Genomic DNA, 20,166 nt, shown 5'->3' with positions numbered 1-20,166 from the left:
TTAAAGAGACGTATCAGTTTACCTTAGCAGGCCGATAGATTTTATATAATAGAAATGGGGATTTAACGAAATGCGAAAGTTAGAGAATTATTTGAAGTGGTTTACTGTTTTTTTAATTTTGGCTACACCGCTGTTTACTTCACCTGGACAGGTCTTAGCAGCGAAAAAAGAAATCTATATTACTCTTTCTGGTGAGAAACACAGATATGTGGGAGAAGTCAAAAATGGTGTTCCTAATGGTAAAGGAATATCCTACTTTCTAAATGGGAAGAAGAGCTTTGAAGGTAAGTTTGTAGCGGGAATGCCTCATGAAGGAAAAAGGTATAACGCAGATGGAAAGCTGTACTCGGATATTTCTAATGGACAGGGAAAGACTTATTACCCAAATGGAAAGTTTAATTATGTTGGTAAGGTGGATAAGGAAACATGGCTTCCTTCAGGTAAGGGTACCGAATATTATCCAGATGGAACGGTTAAATATAAGGGCGATTTTTTGAATGGTTCGTTTCATGGTCAAGGTAAGTGGTATACAGAATATGGTGAAATGTTCTATCAGGGTACGTTTAAGAATGGTTTGCCACAGGGACAAGGTAAAGCATATCAATATGGAGAAATTGCCTATGTTGGTGCATTTGATAAAGGAGTACCCACGTATTCTGGCAAAATTAAATTGTACGAAGATGGTGTAATCATCTATGATGGGCAGGCTAAAAATGGAGCCATTACCGGCAAAGGTAAAGGGTACTTGAACGGTAAGTTAGTCTATGTTGGCATGTTTAAAAACGGAAGACCAACGGGTGAAGGTAAATTCTATACGGAGAATAGTAGTGATGGCCCTAATATATCTATTTATATCACTGTCGATTAAGTAACAGGTAAGTAATTACAGGATCAATTCAAAACTTTCAGGAGCAGAGTCCTATAATCATGATTAGATTTCAACCAATAAACCATCGGTAGGTGTGTTCATTGCATCGCCCGATGGTTTTTGGCATAACTGCTTTTGAGATACAGCTATATATTTTAGTTTCGCCTAACAGCTCCATCCAGAAACAGCGCCACCAGTTCCTGCGCAAGTTCCTCGATGCTGCCGCCATTCATGTTGCGTACATCTTCGCGGTTCGCGAGCATCAGCAGTGACGTAAATGCATGGGCAAGCAGCATAGGGTTCCCGACCCACAAATAACCATTATCCATCTCCTTCTGAAAATGGGTAGCTAGCACTTCAAAAATATGAACCTCTGCTTCCCGAATCTGAGCGAGCTGCTCCGTGTCCAGATGTTTCTCGGCTTCTCGCATCATGGTCTCCGTTTCAATATGGGAATGCTGCATCTTGGCTTCGGCAACCTTAACCAGTCGTTCTTGCAACGTACCAGGTTCATCCAGCCGGAGCGAAGTCTGTTGCATGCCCATCGCCATCATGCGGGTAATGGCAACGGTGAACAGATCGGCTTTGCTGGTGAAGTGATAATAGATCGATGCTTTGGTCACATTACATAACGAAGCAATCTGCTGGAGAGAGACGGGCTCATACCCGTATTCCATAAACAGACGTGACGCGGTCATCAATATGTTGGTTTGCACAGACGCTTGATCCACACCTGTTTTGGGTCTACCCGGTGAACGGGGAATGTTTGTTTTTTTGCTCATAAGTACATACCTCTTTACGTATTTAATTGCTTGTTAGAAGTGTTCACAAAATTAGGCATTGCAAAATTAACCTTCCGGTATATATAATTAACTCGATTATACTATGACCCGTGGTTCATTACTACACCATCATATATATTAGGGCTTCATAGAAACAGAATAGGGAGATGAAGAGACAATGCAGGAAGGTTCGGGTTACGGCCGCTGGGTTGCCGGCAAACGAAGCAAATGGATTACGCTGTTGGTATGGATCATTATCGCCGTTGTGCTTGGCATGGTATGGCCTGCTGTAGGTGATCGTGAAACCAATAACGCACAGGATCTGAGTGAATCCAAACCATCGGTTCAGGCAGCTGCACTTGCCGAGAAGGAATTCCCTGGTGGTGAAGGATTGCCCGCGCTGATCGTATGGCGTCAAGCCGGCGGTCTGACGGATGAGCAGATTGAGAACATTCAGGCATTAACGGAGCGACTGGATCAAGATCCGGTAGAACAACAGCAGTCCGTTGTGCCACTCTATCAATTGCCACCACAGGCATTGAAAGGCCAGCTTTCGGAAGACGGAAGTACTTTGGTTATGCCACTTTTCTTCAATGAAGGTGCCGATTCAGAACAATTGAAGGAAGCTATTGAAGCACTTGAGCAAAAAACACAAGACATCTTCGGGGCAAATCCGTTCGATGTAGCCATAGATGATACCAATACACTGATTGCCCGTGTGACAGGGCCAGTAGGGATATCCATTGATGCGAGCGGGCTATTCTCCTCCGCCGATGTATCCTTGCTGATCGCTACGGTTGTACTGGTATTAGTACTGTTGCTGTTGATCTACCGCTCGCCTGTACTGGCAATTATCCCGATTATTGCGGTTGGATTCGCGTATATGGTGACAAGCCCCATACTCGGATTCATGGCAGATCAAGGCTGGATTACGGTGGATGCACAGTCCATTTCGATCATGACCGTGTTGTTATTTGGAGCAGGAACGGATTACTGCCTGTTCATGATCTCCAGATACCGCCAGATTCTCTATCATGAGCCGGACAAAAAGAAAGCCATTTTCCAGGCAATTACCGGATCATCTGGCGCCATTGCCATGAGTGGATTCACGGTCGTTGCAGCACTACTGGTACTGTTGCTGGCTGAATACGGTGCATATCATCGCTTTGCCGTACCATTCAGTCTGTCCATCTTTATCATGTTTATTGCAAGTCTGACACTGGTTCCGGCGCTTCTGGCGATCTTCGGTCGGGGTTCATTCTATCCGTTCGTACCACGTACACATGAGATGGAAGTGGAGCGTGCTAAGAAAAAAGGCAAACCGGCTCCTGCCCCGCGCAAAGTGAAGGAAAGCTGGATTGGCCGTGTTGTAGTAACAAAGCCATGGACCGTTCTTGCAATTACGTTGGTATTGCTGGGAGGACTGGCGGCATTCTCTACTCAGGTTAAATTCACGTATGATCTGTTGTCTTCCTTCCCGGAGGATGTGCCTTCCCGCGAAGGTTTCACAGTCATCGGTGAACAATTCTCCCAAGGTGAGCTGGCTCCAGTCAAAGTGATCGTTGATGCCGAAGGCAAAGAAACTGATCTGAAGCAACGTCTCGAATCGCTGGATTACATTAGCAAAGTAGGCGATGCTCAGCAGGGTGCCGAGAATGCCAACATTACCGCCTTTGATGTGGAGTTCAATCTGAATCCATACTCCATGGAGGCGATGCAGCATATTCCGGATCTGCGGGCTACTGCAGAACAGGCGCTTCAAGATGCTGGTGTATCTAATGTGGACAGTCAGGTATGGATCGATGGTCAGACGGCTGAACAGTATGACATTGAAGTGACTGGAGAACGGGATGCCAAGATCATTATTCCGGTGGTCATCGGCATGATTACATTGTTACTACTGTTGTACTTGCGTTCAATCGTAGCCACAGCATACCTGATTGCAACGGTTGTTCTGTCGTATTTCTCTGCACTGGGTCTGGGTTGGATCATCATTCACTACGGACTTGGCGCAGATGCCATTCAGGGAGCGATTCCGCTGTATTCCTTCGTATTCCTCGTGGCACTGGGTGAAGACTACAACATCTTCATGATCTCTAGCATCTGGCAGAAACGCAAAACGATGCCGCTTCGTCAAGCGATCAGAGAAGGTGTTGGCGAGACAAGCTCTGTTATTACATCTGCAGGTCTGATCTTGGCAGGAACGTTTGCGGTACTTGCTACATTGCCAATTCAGGTGTTGGTGCAGTTTGGTATAATCACAGCCGTTGGTGTGATGTTGGATACCTTCCTGGTTCGTCCGTTCATGGTACCGGCGATCACCGCATTGCTGGGTAAATGGGCCTTCTGGCCAGGAAAGTATGTGTCGATTGCAGAGAAGAATGAAGAGAAACAGAACCAGTCCATGTAATGCATGGAATGGGTGAGAAGGACGGCGGGGCTTCAAGCCTGCTGTCCATTTCTTTATTTTTCGAACGTTGATGACCTCTACCAGTTGTCCTCCTGAGATGGAATGGTGGAACTGTAAAATATCCGCAGGATGAGGCGTGATCCTTGTTTTCTTTGCATGGGGAAGGTTTACGTAGCTAAGGGTTATGGGACATAATAGAGAGAGCGTCGGCCTTGGCAGACGGATGATCAACATCAATGGGACAACCAGGGGAAGGATGAAAGCAAGCATGACGAACCAACTTAATGTGTATTTTAACCATGACGGCGGCGTGGATGACCTCGTATCGCTGTTCATGCTTCTGCAAATGGACAATGTACATGTAACCGGCGTATCGGTTATTCCGGCAGACGGATATCTGGAGCCAGCAACAGATGCCAGCCGTAAAATTATCGATCGTTTCGGTACATATTCCGTAGAGGTATCCAAATCCAACTCCAGAGGGAAAAATCCATTTCCTGCGGCGTGGAGACTGCATTCCTTCTATGTAGATGCACTTCCTGTACTGAACGAGTCCGGCAAAATGGAAGCACCACTCTCTGCCATTCCGGCACACCAGCATCTGATCGAGAAAGTGCGCAATACCGAAGGCAAAACGTTGCTCCTGTTCACAGGCCCACTGACAGACCTTGCGCGTGCACTGGACGAAGCACCAGACATTGAAGAGAAAATCGACAAGCTGGTATGGATGGGCGGTACATTTGAGCGTGGTAACGTAGAAGAACCTGAGCATGATGGCACAGCAGAGTGGAACGTATTCTGGGACCCGGAAGCGGCTTACCGTGTATGGCAGAGTGGTATCCAGATCGATCTGGTTGCACTGGAAAGCACGAACAAAGTACCTCTGACTCCAGCCGTTCGTAACCGTTGGGCAGCAGAGCGTCGCTTCGAAGGCGTTGATTTCCTGGGTAACTGTTACGCAGGTTGTCCGCCACTGGTGTACAGTGAGACAAATTCCACATACTATCTGTGGGATGTGCTGACAACAGCTTCCGTTGGACGCGAGGACATCGTGAAGAAGAAAACCGTAAACTGTATTGTCATCCCGGATGGACCTAGCCAGGGCCGCACGGTGGAGCAAGCAGACGGACGTCCAGTACAACTGGTGTATGATACCGATCCGGAAGCATTCTTTACGTACATGACGGATTTGGGTAAAAAAGCTGCTCCGCAGCGCTACTAATTCAGGCAGCTGTAAGGCTTGCCATCCTTAAAGGTACAACAAAATAAAGCCGCAGGTAGTGGTCTGGATATGGGGTTGAACCCCATGATCCTGTCCCTGCCGTGCGGCTTTTTGTTTTGGGCTGATCTGCAATCTAAGCTGCCCGCTATATTTTAAATCGACTAATCAATCCGTTCAGCTCACTGGACAATACCCGCAGAGATTCGGCGGATGCACTCATCTCATCCATGGATTGCAGTTGGCTTCCGGTAGCATGAGACACCTTCTGGATACTTGAAGAGGATTCGCGTGAGATATGCTCCATGTCCTCCACGGAAGCGGATACTTCTTCTGCACTGGCAGACAGCTGCTCAGATGCTGCGGATACTTCATGTAGACGTTCATTCATCGTCTCAATCCCGGTGTGAATGGATGTGAATGAACGACCTGCCTCCTGAACAACAGCGAGACCGGATTGGACTGCTGATGTGCTGGCAGACATATGTTCTGACAACAGGGCAGTCTGGCGTGTCATCTCGGCGATCAGTTCGGTTACATGCTGGGACGATTGCTCTGATTCCCCCGCAAGCTTGCGAACCTCTGAGGCAACCACCGCAAACCCGCTGCCATACTCTCCTGCACGAGCCGCTTCAATACTTGCATTAAGTGCGAGCAGATTGGTCTGTGAAGCGATGCCTTTCATCAGATGTGCTACCGACTCAATTTTACCTGAGTACTGCTCCAGCTGAGAGGTGGAGGCTACCATCTGCACATTTGCTTGATGAATTTTGTCCATACTGTCCATCGCTGTGTTGATGTTGGCTTGACCTTGTACTGCGTTATTGGTCGTTTCCTGTGAGACATCCGCGACCATAGAGGAAGAATTCGCAATGTGCTGCATGCTGCGTGTAATCTCTTCCATGGCTACCGTAACTTCTCCTGCACGAGCCACCTGTTCGGCAGCTCCACTGGCTGTATGATTGGTATGCTCGGCAATACGCTGGCTAGCTTCGGCAGTTGCCTGTGAATGTTTGGATACACCTTCTGCAGCTTGTAGCAGAGAGTCGGAGCTTTGACGGATGCCCGTCATGACATCACGGGTACCTGTAACCAGATGTTTGAACTCGGAAGCGAGCTGTCCCACCTCGTCCTTGCGACTAAGTTCAACGTTGACGGTCAGGTCGCCTTTTCCAACTTCGGTAATCAACTTCTTCAGCTTCACCAATGGACGGGTCAAGTAATGGGCGAAGCCATACACCAGCAAGACACTGAGTAGCACGATGGAGAGGGCTGTCCAGATCATCGTCATCCGATTCCGTGTCATTAGTTCATAGACAGCGGTGGAGTCCAAGTCAGCACCAACCAGACCAAGTAGTTCCCCATTGGCTCCATGAATAGGTACATAAGCTGTAATAGTTGCCCCGTACTCATCTTGGGTCAGATCACCTCGTACAGGTTCATTTTGCTCAAAAGCCTGCAACATGCCTTCATAATGGTTCTCTTCAGGAGAACCGTATGGCGAGAAGTCATCCTCTGCCACATCGGCAGCAGCGCCATCTACAACGTAATAATACGATGTGGCCCCGTTCTCTTGCCGTTTACCGAGCGTGTACAGATACTTCAACCCATTGGCCTCGCGAAGCTGGCTAAGCTGTTCGCGTAATGTACCATAATAGTCTGTTTCGTCTTGTCCCGTGCTTAGTGGCGCATACAGGGAGGTGTCGATGGACTGAACTGCCCGTTCAGCCACAGCCTGTGCCTGCATGCCCATGGATTGCTCGACCAGTTGCGCCGATGAACGGTACAACGTAATGCCAAGAACCGCACCCGCGGCCAGCATCAGACAGGAAAAAAATAAAAAGATCCGCATAAACAAACTGTTCATTGGTAAAAGTGTTCCCCCTTGATCCGTTGGATGAATCGTCTTTTTGTCCCTTTAATTTAGTGCTCGATGCTCGAATTTCTTTTTTGGTTCGTATGTATTGTATATCAAATATACAGTTTTCTAATTGAAATATCGGCATCTGTTCGATAAAGAATTAGCCCCCGAGTCAATTTGATCCGGGAGCTAGTTTCGTTTCAATCCTATATTGACCATGCCCATCATTGGAAGAAACCTCATTGTTACTCCTTAGAGGGGCTTCATATGACTGAGTGATTACGTCATTACATTGTTCCGCCGCCCTGGCGAACAGAGGCAGGAATCTTTTCAGGTCCCTGATTAATATATTTATTGATAAAAGTACCTACTTTGGCATCGTCGAATTGGTCGAGCTTCATCGTTTTGGTCCATGCGGTCACCACGACTTCACTGCCTTCGGGAATATCCTTGTTGGGTACAGCCAGAATACCTGCTCCGGCTTCGCGGAATTTGGCTAGGTATTTCAGATGTTCCTTCAAATCCTCGCTTGCGTTCTCACGATAATAGATGATGATATCCCCGTGCTCCAGATTGTGTACCAGGTAATTATAGCCCGGGAAGTCGGTGTAAAATCCAAACTTGATATCATGCGGATTATGCGGCCCCGATGTTGGAATTGTCATCTCATACTGAATGGGGTCCTCCGTATGGTCTGCCCCATAATATTTATCGTCCGTTACGTCGATTGTCGCGTTGGACTCCAGATCAGCTACATTATATGTTTTACCTGCACCTTGCATGAAGAACAGGCCAAACGTAATAATCGACACAGCCATCATTACATGTGCAGCCAGCCGAAGGGATCGACTTTTTTTCTGGATGTCTGCCCGCTCTTTCTTTTTCATGTGGCCCAGAATTTTGCCCTGTGTGCGTGATGCCCAGATATAGGCGGCGATGGAGAACAGTAACACGATTACACCTACGATGAGCCACAGGTAGGATGTACCTGCCTCGTGCTCCATTTGCATATGATTCATATGAGTCATGTCCATAGAGAGTTCCTCTGCTTTCTTTGTAAAATGAGTGATTAATACACTACACAATGTAGTGTTGGTGGCAATGGTGAATCCACTCATTACGTAACGGGAGTTGCTAGTTCCGTGTTTGTTACGTAAATAAGAACATACCTATTGCACTACACATTATAGTGTATGAATCATGCTCAGCGCAATGCTGCCTTGGAAAACCAAAAAAAGACCTTCCCCGCGTGAGCAGGGAATGCCTAGTACATATCTAATGGGATAACAGCGATCGGAAGGTTGTTCTGTCATCGAAGTAACAAGTGTAAATAGCTTTATTCCAACTGAACTATTTTACAGACGACCAAACGGCGAAAGCATCAAGCGGATCAGCCCAATGATAATCTCACCCAACAATCGATACAGAATAAAGAACACGACCACATTGGCGATCAGCACGCTGTACATGCTGTCGATGGCTGCTTTGGTACGATTCAGTGGATATTGGAACAGCACCGAGTTCAGCGCAACAAAGATAATGATATACGAGACAGCAAGCAATGAAATCGCGATGGAATACGAGATGATAATAAACAGATTCGCCAGAACAAGGGATACGACAGCAGGAACAAGCAATGTACCGAACTGGGCAACCAGTGTTTTGGGACGGAAGGTTATTTTTTCAATCTTTAGAATAGCGTACATCAGTGCAATTGAGGCAATCAGGATAATGACGGTGAACAACAGCGGTCTTAAAAATCCACCAATGAACAAGCCGTCCATGCCTATGCGACTAAAGGTAATTAAGAAGTATGTAGAAGATAGAACTGCAATTAGCGCCATCGTTAGCCATCCGTTTAGGGAATGCTGGTCACCAACGGTTTTCATCGTCTGATAAGGACGGGCCAATACACTGAGGAAATAGGATAGATACTGTTTGCTTACTTCTTTGGCTTGCTGAACTTTCTCATTCTGCACAATATTATTCCACTGATTGGAGCTATTGTCTCCTGCAGAAGCATGGTCATTGGTACCTGTTGATTCTCTCGCCTGTTCCTTGTGAATGGAGACGGATGGTGTGTTGGATGGAACGGATGCCTGGGAAGAGGTAGCCTGCGTGCTGGACCAACGGGTATATTCGGGTTCGGAAGCAGCAGATTCCGAGTTCGGTACAGGAGTTGGTGATGAGGTTGTTTGCGTTAGATTAGAGCCGCACCTCTCGCAAAAATGGGCATCTCCATTTTCGTGATTACATACTGGACATTTCATGGTATAAGCCTCCAATTTCTAGAAAATAAAAACAGGTAAACATTGTGTCTCATTTTAACGGTTAATGACGAAGTTTGTCTATGTTTCGCAGGAATTAGTACCCATTTAGGGAAAGTTGAAACAAAGCCTCGAATCCTGTGTATTAAAACGGAGTGTAGAAGCAACAATAGTATAGGAATGACATGCAGGCATATTAATGTAAATTCACTGTGGTTTAAGACGAATTGTTTTTAGCTGTTAATGTCTCATCGTTCGCTTTTATGTGTTATTCTCATGTTAACTATATCTTTTGGGTTGCCTATGATCGTATATTTATGTATAATCAATCGTGTTAACACGTCGAATGTACGGTAGTAAGAGATGTGGGTGAGTTCATGGAACTACTGGACAGCAATGAGAGCAAGAAGAAGATGTGCCAGTATTATAACGAAATCTCGAAGGAACTGTTCGGATTTGGCACCACTCTCCTGAGAGTGACCATTGACCAGAATATTGTGACCTTCTACGCGAAGCACCGACGTTCACCGCGCTCTGACGCCCTGGAAGGGGAGGCCCCCGGCTTAAAGCTGGAAGTGGACTTCCGCATGTCTGTCTTATATAAGAAGAAATTCCGGGAGAAGCTCGAGCAGCACATGGGTTTGCCAATTGAAGCTATATTGCGGGATTATGATGCGTCCACTCAGTGGGCAATCACAAATGTGATTCTGGAACAGGCCTAAGATGGATCGGCAGGATTGATTCTTGTTGATGTATACGAAGGTTATGGCCCGATTCATGATCAGGTTCCGTACAATTTCATATGATGGCGTCTGTCTTCGGATTGATTCTGAAGCAGAAACCGATGATGTACCGGCAGCGGGTGTCGCTTTCCTTTGTTTACGAAGAAAAGTGTTCTTGTTTATACAAGAATGCTTTTCTTTTTGTTTTTTAAGTCGAACTAACTCTGTATAACACATCATATTCTTCGAAAATCAGGAAGACCCTTCGATCGCTGTTATCCCCAGATTTCTTTTATTTCCTTTAAATAAGGGAGAAATCTTGTGATAAAGGCGAACACTTCGTTTCTCCAGGTTCTTTCTGTTTTCTACGTAAGATGTGTTATCAATTTAGTTCAACTTAATGGTTGGGTTGTTAAAACACATATATCAGGGGGAATCAGGATCATGATGAAAAAGTGGATTAGCGGTTTGGCAGCAGTGGCAATGACATCGGTATTACTTTCAGGTTGTGGCAGCAGCACGGATGATGCAACAGGCGGATCAGGCAGTGGGGGGACCGCAGCTAACAAATTGGTTATCTCCACTTGGGGCTTCTCCGAAGATTTCTTTAATGAAGAAGTATTTGGTCCATTCGAAAAAGAACATAATGTAGACATCGTGCTCGAAGTCGGCAATAATGCTGAACGTCTGAATAAAATTCGTCAAGGAACATCAAATGTCGATGTTATCTACCTGTCTGATTATTATGCACAACAAGGTATCGATGAAGGTCTGTTTGAGAAAATTGACCGCTCCAAAATTCCAAATGTAAATGACATTTATGATATTGCCAAAGCACCACTTGGTGAAGATTATGGCCCGGCCTACACGGTTGGACAGCTCGGTATCGCTTATAACCCGGATCTCGTATCCAAAGAAGTGACTTCATGGAGTGACCTGTGGGACCCAGCGTTCGAAGGTAACCTGACCATCCCGAATATTACGGCAACAGCAGGCCCAATGGTTGTGGATGCAGCTTCCCGTGTAGCCGGAAACGATACATTTAATGAAGATGCGGCATTTGCTGAACTGAAAAAACTGAGTGGCAATGTGGTGAAATTCTATAGCCAAACGTCCGAGTTCGTGAACATGTTCTCCCAAGAAGAAATTGCTGGCGGACCGATCATGGAAATGTATTTCAAAGATCTGAAAGCAGCCGTGCCTAATGCAAAGTTTGTTACACCTAGCGAAGGTGCATATGCCGTGATGAACACGATCAATGTTGTGAAGGGTAGCAAAAACAAAGAGCTTGCTGAAGAGTTCATCAACTGGCAGTTGAGCCAGGATGTACAAGCGAAATCTGCTAAAGCGAAAGTCGATTCCCCGGTAAACACGAAGGTTGAGCTGACTGCTGAAGAAGCAGAAGGCGTAACATATGGCGCTGAAGTTGTTGAGAAGCTGAACAAGCTGGATATGGAATTTGTGAATCAACAGGTTAAAGGCTGGACAGATCGCTGGAACCGTGAGATTGCACAATAAAACAAGTAACCGACTAAATAGTTATCTCTGATCTATATAGTTTAACTAAACTTTTTACACGAGAACGGAGAGGGCAGAAATAACGTGAAGAAGCGAAGCGTTCGCCTTTATCCCCGGATTTTCCCTTGAAGAAGGGGTTCAAAAAAATCTGGGGATAACAGCGATCGGAAGGTTATTCTGTCATCGGAGTGGTAAGTGTAAATATTCTTTAGTTCAACTTATATCATTTGCAGCAAGCAACCATATCACCGCATAGGAGTTGAGAACGGATGAGTGAAGCGCAAAATCGCATCATTCTGGACGTGGACACGGGGATTGACGATGCACTGGCGATTTTGCTGGCCGTCAAAAGCCGGAAGTTGGACATTCTCGGCATCACCACAGTCTGTGGGAACGTATCACTCCAGCAGGCAACAGAGAATACGTGCAAAATTCTTGAACTCGCGGGTGCACCTGAAATTCCGGTCATTGCCGGAGCAGCTGGACCGCTCACTCGCAAGTCGCATTATGAACACCGGGTACATGGACAGGACGGATTGGGCGGTGCGCTGCCTGATCCGGCCGTGTCTAAGAAAGCCGAAGAAGGTTTTGCGCCAGACTTTATCGTGGAGCAAGCCAAGCGATATCCAGGTGAACTGACATTAATCATGACCGCACCCTTAACGAACTTGGCCCTCGCGCTGATGAAGTGTCCTGAATTGCCTTCTTTATTGAAGGAAGTCATCTTCATGGGTGGCGTAGTTCGTGGACATGGCAACATTACACCAACCGCCGAGTACAACACATACGCTGATCCAGAGGCCGCACGCATCGTACTGCATGCAGGTATTGAGAAGCTTACCCAAGTCGGACTGGATGTGACGCGTCAAACATTGCTGAATGAAGCAACGATTGAGCGTCTCACAGACCCTGCACTGCGCGCGTACGTTGCTCAAAGCACGGAGATTTACATCAACCGTTACGAACAAATGAACGGCGTCCGCGCTTGCGCGTTGCATGATCCACTAGCCGTGGGCGTAGCCCTTGCCCCGGAACTCGTTGGACGCAAATCGTATTACGTCGATGTCGAAACCGCCAGCCGCCTGTGCGATGGCCAGATGGTATGCGACTTCCAAAACCGTTTGGGTGAGAAGCCCAACACCCTCGTCTGCGAAACCGTAGATGCGGAAGCATTCCTTGAACTGTTTATCAACGCATTAAACGCGTAGTTGCTCTAACCAATTAGATATTTATACGATTGCGGAGAGTGCAGAACCGATCTGGAGAAGCGAAGCGTTCCCCTTTATCCCCCGATTTTCACCTATGAAAATGAATCAAAAAATCGGGGGATAACAGGGATCGAAGGACGGTACTGTAATCGGAGTATTCAAGTATCAATCTCGAATTAAATTTACAAGTCAGGAGTATCGCGATGAAGAAATCAGTAATCTACTGGCTATTGCTGCCGGGATTCGTGTTTTTGGCGGCATTTATGATCATTCCGATTGTCCTGACGATCGGGTCGACGTTTTTCCAAGAAAACTCCTTCACGTTTGAAGGATACATGCATTTTTTCAGAGACCCATACTTTTTGAAAATATTGCTTACGACGCTGCAAGTCAGCGTGGTCACCACCATCGTCTGTGTGGTGCTCGGATTCCCGACAGCTTATTATATTTCGCAGAAAGCGCCGCGCCGCAAAGGCATTTTGCTGGCACTGGCGATCTTCCCACTGCTGACGAGCCCGGTCGTGCGCTCGTTTAGCTGGATGATCATTCTTGGACGCAAAGGGCTGATCAATAACACCCTTGTTGGCCTGGGTATCGTGGACAAGCCGCTGGATATTCTGTACACGCCGGCAGCGATGATGATCGGTCTGACGCATCTGTTCCTGCCACTGATGATTATCTCTCTGGTGGGCGTGCTGGAGAACATTGATGGTGACCTGCTCAAAGCAGCACAAAGTCTGGGCGCATCGCGCATTACGGCATTCCGCCGGGTTGTGTTCCCGTTGGCTGTGCCAGGACTTGTGATCGGAGCCGTGCTTGTCTTTGTCGGAAGCCTGACGGCGTATACCACACCTGCCCTCCTAGGAGGTAAGCAACGCGTGATTGCTACGTTCCTGTATCAAAACGCCATGACCCTCAACGACTGGTATCTGGCCTCGGTTGTTGCCGCGATTATGATTGTAATTACATTTGTCGTGGTCGGTGTCATGAACAAAATGGCCAAAACTTTAAATCCGAAGGGGTAGACATATGCGGGAGAAACATATCGGGCTGGGCCTGTTCAGTCTGCTGGTCTTTATCTTTCTGCTGGGCCCGCTTCTGATCATATCGGTCACTTCGTTTGAACCGGGAACGGTACTCAAATTTCCGCCGGAAGGGTTCTCCTTCCGCTGGTATGAGAATATTTTCAACACAGGCGGTTTCCTCCGCACATTCCAGACGTCCATCATCATTTCCCTGCTGGGGAACCTACTGGCGCTGGTACTCGGAGTTCCGGCAGCGTATGCACTTAGTCGTTACGATTTCAAAGGCAAGTCCGTGCTGAACGCACTGTTCCTGTCCCCGGTACTGATCCCGGGAATCGTGCTTGGTTTTACATTGATGAAATACCTGATCGTAATCTACCATCTGCCGATGTATCTCGGATTGTTGATTGGTCATACGATTATCATGCTTCCATTTATCATTCGAGTTATCGCGTCGAGTCTGTCGAGCTTTGACTTTGCAGTGGAAGAAGCTGCGCTGAGTCTTGGTGCGGGACGGGTAAGAACGTTCTTCACGATCGTGCTGCCTAACATCCGCTCAGGAATTATCGCTGCCGTGCTGATTGCCTTCTTGGAGTCCTTCAACAACGTGGACATTTCGGTGTTCATGACCGGACCAGGGGTAAGCACATTACCGATCCAGATGCTGACGTATGTGGAGAATTATTTTGACCCAACGATTGCAGCAATTTCCGTGCTATTGATGGTACTGACCGGACTCTTAATGTTCGTGATCGAACGGATCATGGGCGGATTTTCATACTTTACTAAACGTTAATTGGAGGCGCAGAACGCTATGGCATTGCTGACATTAGACCACGTATCCGTGGCATACGATAAGCAGACAATCCTGAAGGATTTTCAGTTGGAGCTGGAAAAAGGTAAACTGCTCTCCCTGCTCGGACCGAGCGGTTGCGGCAAAACAACTACGCTGCGCCTCATCGCCGGATTCTTGGAAGCATCACAGGGCAAGTTTATGTTCGGCGGCAAGGATTATACGAAGGTTCCGGCGAACAAGCGGAACTTCGGATTTGTATTTCAGAGTTATGCGTTATTCCCGCATCTGTCTGTCTATGACAACGTGGCCTTTGGCCTGCGGATGCGTAAGGTAAAAGACAAGGATATTTCTTCCCGTGTGATGCGAATCTTGGAAGTCGTTAACCTGAATGGATTTGAGAAACGTTTTCCACAAGAACTGTCCGGTGGACAGCGTCAGCGTGTAGCCATTGCTCGTGCATTGGTCATTGAACCTGACCTGCTCTTGTTCGACGAACCGCTCAGTAACCTGGATGCCAACCTGCGCCTCAACATGCGGGTGGAAATTCGCCGGATTCAGCAAGAGCTGGGCATCACAACGCTGTATGTCTCTCATGACCAGGAAGAGTGCTTCTCAATCTCGGATCAGGTAGCGATTATGAACAAAGGCGTGGTTGAGCAGCTCGACCGCCCGGAAACCATTTTCAAATATCCGGCAACGGAGTTTGTAGCACGATTCATCGGGTTCCATAATTTCATTGAATTCGCGGAGCGCAGTGATGCAGGTGAATTAATCACACTGAGTGCAGGTGGACGCACATTTACAGCAACCGCACATCCTGGAACAGCACGTCCTGGTGCACGTAAAGGCGCGATTCGCCCGGATGATTTGATTGTCAGTGGAGATACCTCAGCGGATGTGGTGAATGCTTTGCCGGGCATTATCAAAGTCAGCACGTATTTGGGACGCAGTTATCAGTATGTAATCGAGACGGAACTGGGTGACTTTACAGCAAATCAGGAGATGGAAACACCATACCTTAGCGGGCAACGTGTTAGCCTGATCTTCCCACAGGACAAGCTTGTATTGGTAGAGTAGTCGTGAATGTAAGGAACAGTATTAAGAAATAAGAGCAACAAAGAAGGCATTTCATGCGATGATTCCCGGACGATGGCAGTGGTGCGCAGTCATGTGCAGTACAGCAGATTAAAGTGCAGGTTCATTGTCCGGTTCGCATCGTGGTGAAATGCTTGTGAAGAAGGAGATTATGCCCCATGCGTGCAGATCAACTGATTGTAAATGTACATGTGTATAACAGTTATTATAAACGGTTTGAAATGAACAACGTCGCTGTATTGGACGGCAGATTTCTATATGTTGGACCCGGCGGACCTGAGATGATTCAGGCAGACGAAGTCATTGATGCGCGGGGAAGATACATGATTCCTGGCTTGATCGATATCCATCTGCATATCGAAAGTACGATGGTGACACCGGAAACCTTTTCTCATGGTCTGATTGGCTGCGGGGTAACATCCATTGTCGCAGAACCGCATGAGATGGCGAATGTGTTCGGGCTGGAGGGTGTGCAGGAGATGATGGCTGTGAGTCGGGAAACCACCGTGGATATGTTCTATGCGATCCCAAGTTCCGTTCCGGCAACCCCGATGGAGACAACAGGTGGTTCGATTGAAATCGAAGATATGGACGTGCTGCTCGCCACTGGCGAGATCATCTGTCTGGGCGAAATCATGAACTATGTCGATGTCATCCGTGATCCGGAATGCAAGACGAACCAGATTTTACAGCATATTCGCAAAAACTATCCCGATCTGGTGATTGAAGGTCACACACCGAAACTGCTTGGACTCGATCTGCACCGACTCATCTATGCAGGTATTGATTCCGATCATACTCATCAGAGCATTGAGGGATTACAGGCGCGGATTGCGGCAGGTATGTTTATTGAAATTCAAGAGAAATCAATGACCCCGGAAGTCATGGAGTATCTGATTCAACATGATGTGGCACAGCATTTCTGCTTTGTAACGGATGATGTGATGCCGGATTCACTGGTGGAGCATGGCCATCTGGATCATATCGTACGTAAAGCGATTCAGATGGGGATGCGTCCGGAAGATGCGATCTATGCAGCAACATCTACCCCTGCATCCCGGATGAAAATGACCGATCGTGGCAGCGTGGCCCCAGGCAAAGTGGCTGATTATGTGTTGGTATCCAACTTGGATGATCTCTCTATTGATCAGGTGTACAAAAACGGCCGCAAAGCTTATGACGATTACGAACCGTATAAGCAGGAACGGATAACCGGGCAGTTCCCACCTCACTTCTATAAGAGTGTGCAGTTGGAGAAGCTGGATACAGCAGATTTTGCAATTCGTTTATCAGACCCGAAAGTCAGTGGATCAGGTGTTGATCTCGCTGGTGAAGGTGAGTACCAATGCCGCGTCATGATGGTGAAGGATGGTTCTACTTTTGTGGAAGAACATATTGCACCGGTTCAGTCTGCGGATGGCGAATTGTTATGGGAAGAAAGCAGATATGCGCAAATCGCGACCTTTGAACGTTATGGCGTGAACGGCAATCGTGCACACGGTCTGATCGGTGGAGACACCATCAAACGCGGTGCTATTGCAACAACATATTCACATGACAATCACAACCTGCTGGTTGTAGGACGTAATCGTGAAGATATGATATTGGCAGCTAACACAGTGATTTCGAGCCAGGGTGGGTTCTGTGTGGTGGAAGACGGCAAGGTGCTGTCCCATCTGGAACTTCCCGTAGGTGGCATTTTGACGGAAGAACCACTCGCAGTGGTGTCTCATCAAGTGAAGGAATTGAGAGCAGCGATGTTGTCTCTTGGATATGTGCATTACAACCCGATCATGTCGATCAGCACCCATTCTCTTGCGGTAAGTCCGGCACTGAAAATCACGGACCATGGCCTGATTGATGTGAATGCAGGTAAGGTTGTATCGTTAGTAATCTAATTAGAATACACACATTCTGTGATGTACCTCCAATTAGAATCGATTCTGTGTTTTAATCAGAAAAAAGGCCGTATTCTACCTCTATATAGGAGAATATGGCCTTTTTAATATTTCATGGCTCAACTTTGTAAACAATCTCTCCCTCAGCATTATATGCTTGTAACCCGAGTTTAAACGAAGTGAAGGGCTTATCCAGAGTGATATACCAGAGTCTCCTGTTTCGAATTTCCTTCATCTGTGGTGATATCTCAATGAAATTCTGCTTAGTCAGATCTGAAATTATTAATTTAGTGATTTGAGGATCATTAACTAAACCATAAATAATAGATGTGTTTTCATTGTCACTCCATTTGTGATTTGTTACATGATAGGATACCTTACTTTTTTCGTTAGTATCTAGAAAACTACCTGTTTTTATAATTTTATTACCAAAACCAGTTACTCCTTTAGCTAAGAAAGCAGTACTAATACCTTCAGTATATATATCGTCGTATATAATAATTTCTTTGTTCGAGTTGATTAATACTGTTTCAATAATATTTTCAGGGAGAATATCAGATTTATTCAATAAATCTTCTTTTGAATTACAGCCTAATAAAGTAAAAAAGACAAGGAATAATATTGCAGCTTTTGTAAATTTCATTAGAAACAAAACTCCTTTTTCAATTTTTTTCTTAAAAAACCTTTTTTTATTATTAAAGTATGTTAAAGTACTATTATACCATATTATAGGAGGAATTGAATTATGAAAATACGTCGCGTGTTACTATTAGGTTTGTCTTTAATTTTAATGTTCCCTTTAGCCGCAATGGCAACCGATTTAGAGCCTTCGGTTTCCAAGGATGCAATTCTTTTAAAAGCGGGTTATCCTCAAGAAGTTTTAGAACTGGATGATATTCAAAAAGATGAAATGGTAAAATTCATTAAAACACATCCTGATTATACCATTTCAACCATAGAAAATCCAAAGGATGATGAATACACCATTCAGTCTAACTCGAATATAAATACTTATTTAACTGTTGCAAGTTCTGCAGATTACCCCAATACATCTACTTCACAATATAAAGATATACTTGTGTCAGGTGGTCTAAAAGGAAATGTTAATTCAAAAGCAGTGGGTGCTGGAGCTGCGTGGTCTGGACAGTGGAATATTGTCAGATCAACTGCTTACGCTTCATGGAGAACGAAAAATTTTCTCGGTGTAGAGACGTCTCATACCGCAGAATCAATACTTGTTGACGCCGCGGCACAAAAGGGCGTAACTTATTCTTATGATGGGATTCCTGGTAATGGATATTACGCTGGAACAAGTCTGCTTGTGACAATTAAAAAACCACTTTCTTCTCATGGATCTTTTGATGTGGTAGGGAAACAAGCATATACAACATCCAGTGTGAACTGGTCTGCTACAATATCTTCCACACCAGGAATCACATTTGGCCCAAGTGATAAAGTATATCAGAGAGCTGCTGTACAAAATGTTAATTATTAAAAAAATAGCTTTAGTATGGTGATTCATAATAACCATAACAGTATTCCCTATTTATATTCAAAGGGAATACTGTTATCTTTTTTTGCGCCTTATTAGTTTGCTTAAGACCTACAAATAAAACTATTTAAATGAACTTTAACGACTTAATTAGGAGAATGTTCAAGACCAAACAAGGAGTTCTGTTTTCATGCAATCAAATAAAAAAATTGTTTATGATAAAAAAAACATATTTTTCGACGTGGATGATACGTTATATGATCACTTGCAGCCGCTTCGTGGCGCGTTGCAGTACGTTCTCGGCCTGCCGGATGATTTTCCTTATGCTGAGGCCTATCACCGTTTTCGCTATTATAGTGACTGGTTGTCTGCACAAGAAGATCTGTCCGCTGTACCGGAGCCGGATGCAGTAGAGCGAATGCGCCGTCGGAGGTTTGAGTTGACGATGGAGGAGTTTGGACTCCCCTTACAGTTGGGACAGGCTGAAGAACTGCAAGCACAGTATCTGAGCAGACAGTTCGAGATGGTGCCTTTTGAAGGAGCGTATGAGTTAATCAGAAGGCTTCAGGCAGAAGGTCACACCGTCGGTCTAATCACCAATGGAGAAGGAGAGCATCAGCGGCGCAAGCTTGAAGCATTGGATGTACTCAGTCTCGTGGACGAGCATATGGTCTTTATCTCTGGTATGACTGGTTATGCGAAGCCGGATCGCAGGTTGTTCGAATATGTGAGTCAGCAGTCCGGGACAGATGCCCGTTCCAGCTATTACATCGGAGACTCGTGGCGTAATGATGTGGTAGGTGCAGTGGATGCAGGCTGGACAGTCATCTGGTTCAACCATCGGGAGGCGCTGCCGGAGTCCGATCATCAACCTCATTTTGTAGCATCGAGCTATGAAGAGATCAGTCGTATTCTGACTTTTGAGTGTGTTCAAGCTTAAGGAGATTTATGTTTAAAGGAGCAGTCTTGTTACCGTCTTAGGTGCAGGTCTGCTTTTTTATATTA

17 protein-coding genes are annotated in these 20,166 nt (G+C 46.1%); 12 read left to right on the top strand and 5 right to left on the bottom strand.

Annotation, left to right across the window (positions count from 1 at the left end; translation table 11 throughout):
* Positions 1 to 70 precede the first annotated feature (70 nt).
* Entirely contained in the window at positions 71 to 868 is a 798-nt protein-coding gene (locus tag J2Z28_RS27115; RefSeq protein WP_211085263.1) for an MORN repeat-containing protein, read from the top strand.
* Positions 869 to 1,023: 155 nt separating this feature from the next.
* Here the strand turns inward: J2Z28_RS27115 and J2Z28_RS27110 are convergent, their stop codons facing one another.
* Entirely contained in the window at positions 1,024 to 1,650 is a 627-nt protein-coding gene (locus J2Z28_RS27110) for a TetR/AcrR family transcriptional regulator (RefSeq protein ID WP_211085262.1), read from the bottom strand.
* 178 nt (positions 1,651 to 1,828) lie between these two features.
* On the opposite strand from J2Z28_RS27110, the gene J2Z28_RS27105 reads away from it, so the two are divergent.
* Both J2Z28_RS27105 and J2Z28_RS27100 read left to right on the top strand, forming a co-directional pair.
* Positions 1,829 to 4,060, top strand: coding sequence for an MMPL family transporter (locus tag J2Z28_RS27105; protein ID WP_211085261.1), 2,232 nt, complete (start codon positions 1,829 to 1,831; stop codon positions 4,058 to 4,060).
* Between the two features lie 268 nt (positions 4,061 to 4,328).
* Positions 4,329 to 5,282: a nucleoside hydrolase gene (locus J2Z28_RS27100; protein WP_127548851.1), complete on the top strand. Its 954-nt coding sequence runs from the start codon at positions 4,329 to 4,331 to the stop codon at positions 5,280 to 5,282.
* Positions 5,283 to 5,427: 145 nt separating this feature from the next.
* Here J2Z28_RS27100 and J2Z28_RS27095 read toward each other — a convergent pair whose 3' ends face one another.
* The 3 genes from J2Z28_RS27095 to J2Z28_RS27085 all read right to left on the bottom strand — a co-directional run bounded on the left by J2Z28_RS27095 (position 5,428) and on the right by J2Z28_RS27085 (position 9,410).
* Positions 5,428 to 7,146, bottom strand: a complete 1,719-nt coding sequence (locus tag J2Z28_RS27095) for a methyl-accepting chemotaxis protein (RefSeq protein ID WP_211085260.1) — start codon at positions 7,144 to 7,146, stop codon at positions 5,428 to 5,430.
* Between the two features lie 281 nt (positions 7,147 to 7,427).
* Positions 7,428 to 8,174 carry a DUF3105 domain-containing protein gene (locus J2Z28_RS27090; protein ID WP_211085259.1) on the bottom strand — a complete coding sequence of 249 codons (747 nt, stop codon included), beginning with the start codon at positions 8,172 to 8,174 and terminating at the stop codon, positions 7,428 to 7,430.
* 321 nt (positions 8,175 to 8,495) lie between these two features.
* The gene (locus J2Z28_RS27085) at positions 8,496 to 9,410 is read right to left on the bottom strand and encodes a zinc ribbon domain-containing protein (RefSeq protein ID WP_076328685.1); all 915 of its coding nucleotides are present in this window, start codon (positions 9,408 to 9,410) and stop codon (positions 8,496 to 8,498) included.
* Between the two features lie 374 nt (positions 9,411 to 9,784).
* Here J2Z28_RS27085 and J2Z28_RS27080 point away from each other — a divergent pair, with 374 nt between their 5' ends.
* The 7 genes from J2Z28_RS27080 to J2Z28_RS27050 all read left to right on the top strand — a co-directional run bounded on the left by J2Z28_RS27080 (position 9,785) and on the right by J2Z28_RS27050 (position 17,669).
* Complete coding sequence (locus J2Z28_RS27080; RefSeq protein WP_017691786.1) at positions 9,785 to 10,129, top strand: Na-translocating system protein MpsC family protein; 345 nt, start codon at positions 9,785 to 9,787, stop codon at positions 10,127 to 10,129.
* A 447-nt stretch (positions 10,130 to 10,576) separates the two neighbouring features.
* Positions 10,577 to 11,647 (top strand): ABC transporter substrate-binding protein, encoded by a 1,071-nt coding sequence (locus J2Z28_RS27075; RefSeq protein WP_211085278.1) that lies wholly within the window; start codon positions 10,577 to 10,579, stop codon positions 11,645 to 11,647.
* A gap of 269 nt (positions 11,648 to 11,916) precedes the next feature.
* Positions 11,917 to 12,855 carry a nucleoside hydrolase gene (locus J2Z28_RS27070; protein ID WP_211085258.1) on the top strand — a complete coding sequence of 313 codons (939 nt, stop codon included), beginning with the start codon at positions 11,917 to 11,919 and terminating at the stop codon, positions 12,853 to 12,855.
* Between the two features lie 203 nt (positions 12,856 to 13,058).
* Entirely contained in the window at positions 13,059 to 13,880 is an 822-nt protein-coding gene (locus J2Z28_RS27065; RefSeq protein ID WP_036612869.1) for an ABC transporter permease, read from the top strand.
* Between the two features lie 4 nt (positions 13,881 to 13,884).
* Entirely contained in the window at positions 13,885 to 14,676 is a 792-nt protein-coding gene (locus tag J2Z28_RS27060) for an ABC transporter permease (protein WP_017691790.1), read from the top strand.
* 18 nt (positions 14,677 to 14,694) lie between these two features.
* Positions 14,695 to 15,753 (top strand): ABC transporter ATP-binding protein, encoded by a 1,059-nt coding sequence (locus J2Z28_RS27055; RefSeq protein WP_036612866.1) that lies wholly within the window; start codon positions 14,695 to 14,697, stop codon positions 15,751 to 15,753.
* Positions 15,754 to 15,929: 176 nt separating this feature from the next.
* Entirely contained in the window at positions 15,930 to 17,669 is a 1,740-nt protein-coding gene (locus tag J2Z28_RS27050; RefSeq protein ID WP_211085257.1) for an adenine deaminase C-terminal domain-containing protein, read from the top strand.
* Positions 17,670 to 17,781: 112 nt separating this feature from the next.
* Here J2Z28_RS27050 and J2Z28_RS27045 read toward each other — a convergent pair whose 3' ends face one another.
* Positions 17,782 to 18,312 (bottom strand): hypothetical protein, encoded by a 531-nt coding sequence (locus J2Z28_RS27045; RefSeq protein ID WP_211085256.1) that lies wholly within the window; start codon positions 18,310 to 18,312, stop codon positions 17,782 to 17,784.
* Positions 18,313 to 18,414: 102 nt separating this feature from the next.
* Between J2Z28_RS27045 and J2Z28_RS27040 the strand changes: the two genes are divergently transcribed.
* Together J2Z28_RS27040 and J2Z28_RS27035 are read left to right on the top strand one after the other, a co-directional pair.
* Positions 18,415 to 19,164 carry a hypothetical protein gene (locus tag J2Z28_RS27040; protein ID WP_211085255.1) on the top strand — a complete coding sequence of 250 codons (750 nt, stop codon included), beginning with the start codon at positions 18,415 to 18,417 and terminating at the stop codon, positions 19,162 to 19,164.
* A gap of 187 nt (positions 19,165 to 19,351) precedes the next feature.
* A complete protein-coding gene (locus J2Z28_RS27035) occupies positions 19,352 to 20,101 on the top strand; it encodes an HAD family hydrolase (protein ID WP_211085254.1) in 750 nt (249 codons plus the stop codon).
* The last annotated feature ends 65 nt before the right edge of the window (positions 20,102 to 20,166 follow it).

The organism is Paenibacillus xylanexedens (genome assembly GCF_017874615.1).
Taxonomy (GTDB): Bacteria; Bacillota; Bacilli; order Paenibacillales; family Paenibacillaceae; genus Paenibacillus; species Paenibacillus xylanexedens.
Note: the sequence above shows the minus strand (reverse complement) of the source record. Positions and strands in the feature narration are given on the sequence as shown.

Bases quoted from the DNA above. Each gene is read 5' to 3' on its own strand.
- J2Z28_RS27035 (WP_211085254.1), top strand. From the start codon at position 19,352: ATGCAATCAAATAAAAAAATTGTTTATGATAAAAAAAACATATTTTTC.
- J2Z28_RS27090 (WP_211085259.1), bottom strand. From the start codon at position 8,174: ATGGACATGACTCATATGAATCATATGCAAATGGAGCACGAGGCAGGT.
- J2Z28_RS27045 (WP_211085256.1), bottom strand. From the start codon at position 18,312: ATGAAATTTACAAAAGCTGCAATATTATTCCTTGTCTTTTTTACTTTA.
- J2Z28_RS27115 (WP_211085263.1), top strand. From the start codon at position 71: ATGCGAAAGTTAGAGAATTATTTGAAGTGGTTTACTGTTTTTTTAATT.
- J2Z28_RS27095 (WP_211085260.1), bottom strand. From the start codon at position 7,146: ATGAACAGTTTGTTTATGCGGATCTTTTTATTTTTTTCCTGTCTGATG.
- J2Z28_RS27060 (WP_017691790.1), top strand. From the start codon at position 13,885: ATGCGGGAGAAACATATCGGGCTGGGCCTGTTCAGTCTGCTGGTCTTT.
- J2Z28_RS27080 (WP_017691786.1), top strand. From the start codon at position 9,785: ATGGAACTACTGGACAGCAATGAGAGCAAGAAGAAGATGTGCCAGTAT.
- J2Z28_RS27040 (WP_211085255.1), top strand. From the start codon at position 18,415: ATGAAAATACGTCGCGTGTTACTATTAGGTTTGTCTTTAATTTTAATG.
- J2Z28_RS27070 (WP_211085258.1), top strand. From the start codon at position 11,917: ATGAGTGAAGCGCAAAATCGCATCATTCTGGACGTGGACACGGGGATT.
- J2Z28_RS27100 (WP_127548851.1), top strand. From the start codon at position 4,329: ATGACGAACCAACTTAATGTGTATTTTAACCATGACGGCGGCGTGGAT.
- J2Z28_RS27065 (WP_036612869.1), top strand. From the start codon at position 13,059: ATGAAGAAATCAGTAATCTACTGGCTATTGCTGCCGGGATTCGTGTTT.
- J2Z28_RS27085 (WP_076328685.1), bottom strand. From the start codon at position 9,410: ATGAAATGTCCAGTATGTAATCACGAAAATGGAGATGCCCATTTTTGC.
- J2Z28_RS27075 (WP_211085278.1), top strand. From the start codon at position 10,577: ATGAAAAAGTGGATTAGCGGTTTGGCAGCAGTGGCAATGACATCGGTA.
- J2Z28_RS27105 (WP_211085261.1), top strand. From the start codon at position 1,829: ATGCAGGAAGGTTCGGGTTACGGCCGCTGGGTTGCCGGCAAACGAAGC.
- J2Z28_RS27110 (WP_211085262.1), bottom strand. From the start codon at position 1,650: ATGAGCAAAAAAACAAACATTCCCCGTTCACCGGGTAGACCCAAAACA.
- J2Z28_RS27055 (WP_036612866.1), top strand. From the start codon at position 14,695: ATGGCATTGCTGACATTAGACCACGTATCCGTGGCATACGATAAGCAG.
- J2Z28_RS27050 (WP_211085257.1), top strand. From the start codon at position 15,930: ATGCGTGCAGATCAACTGATTGTAAATGTACATGTGTATAACAGTTAT.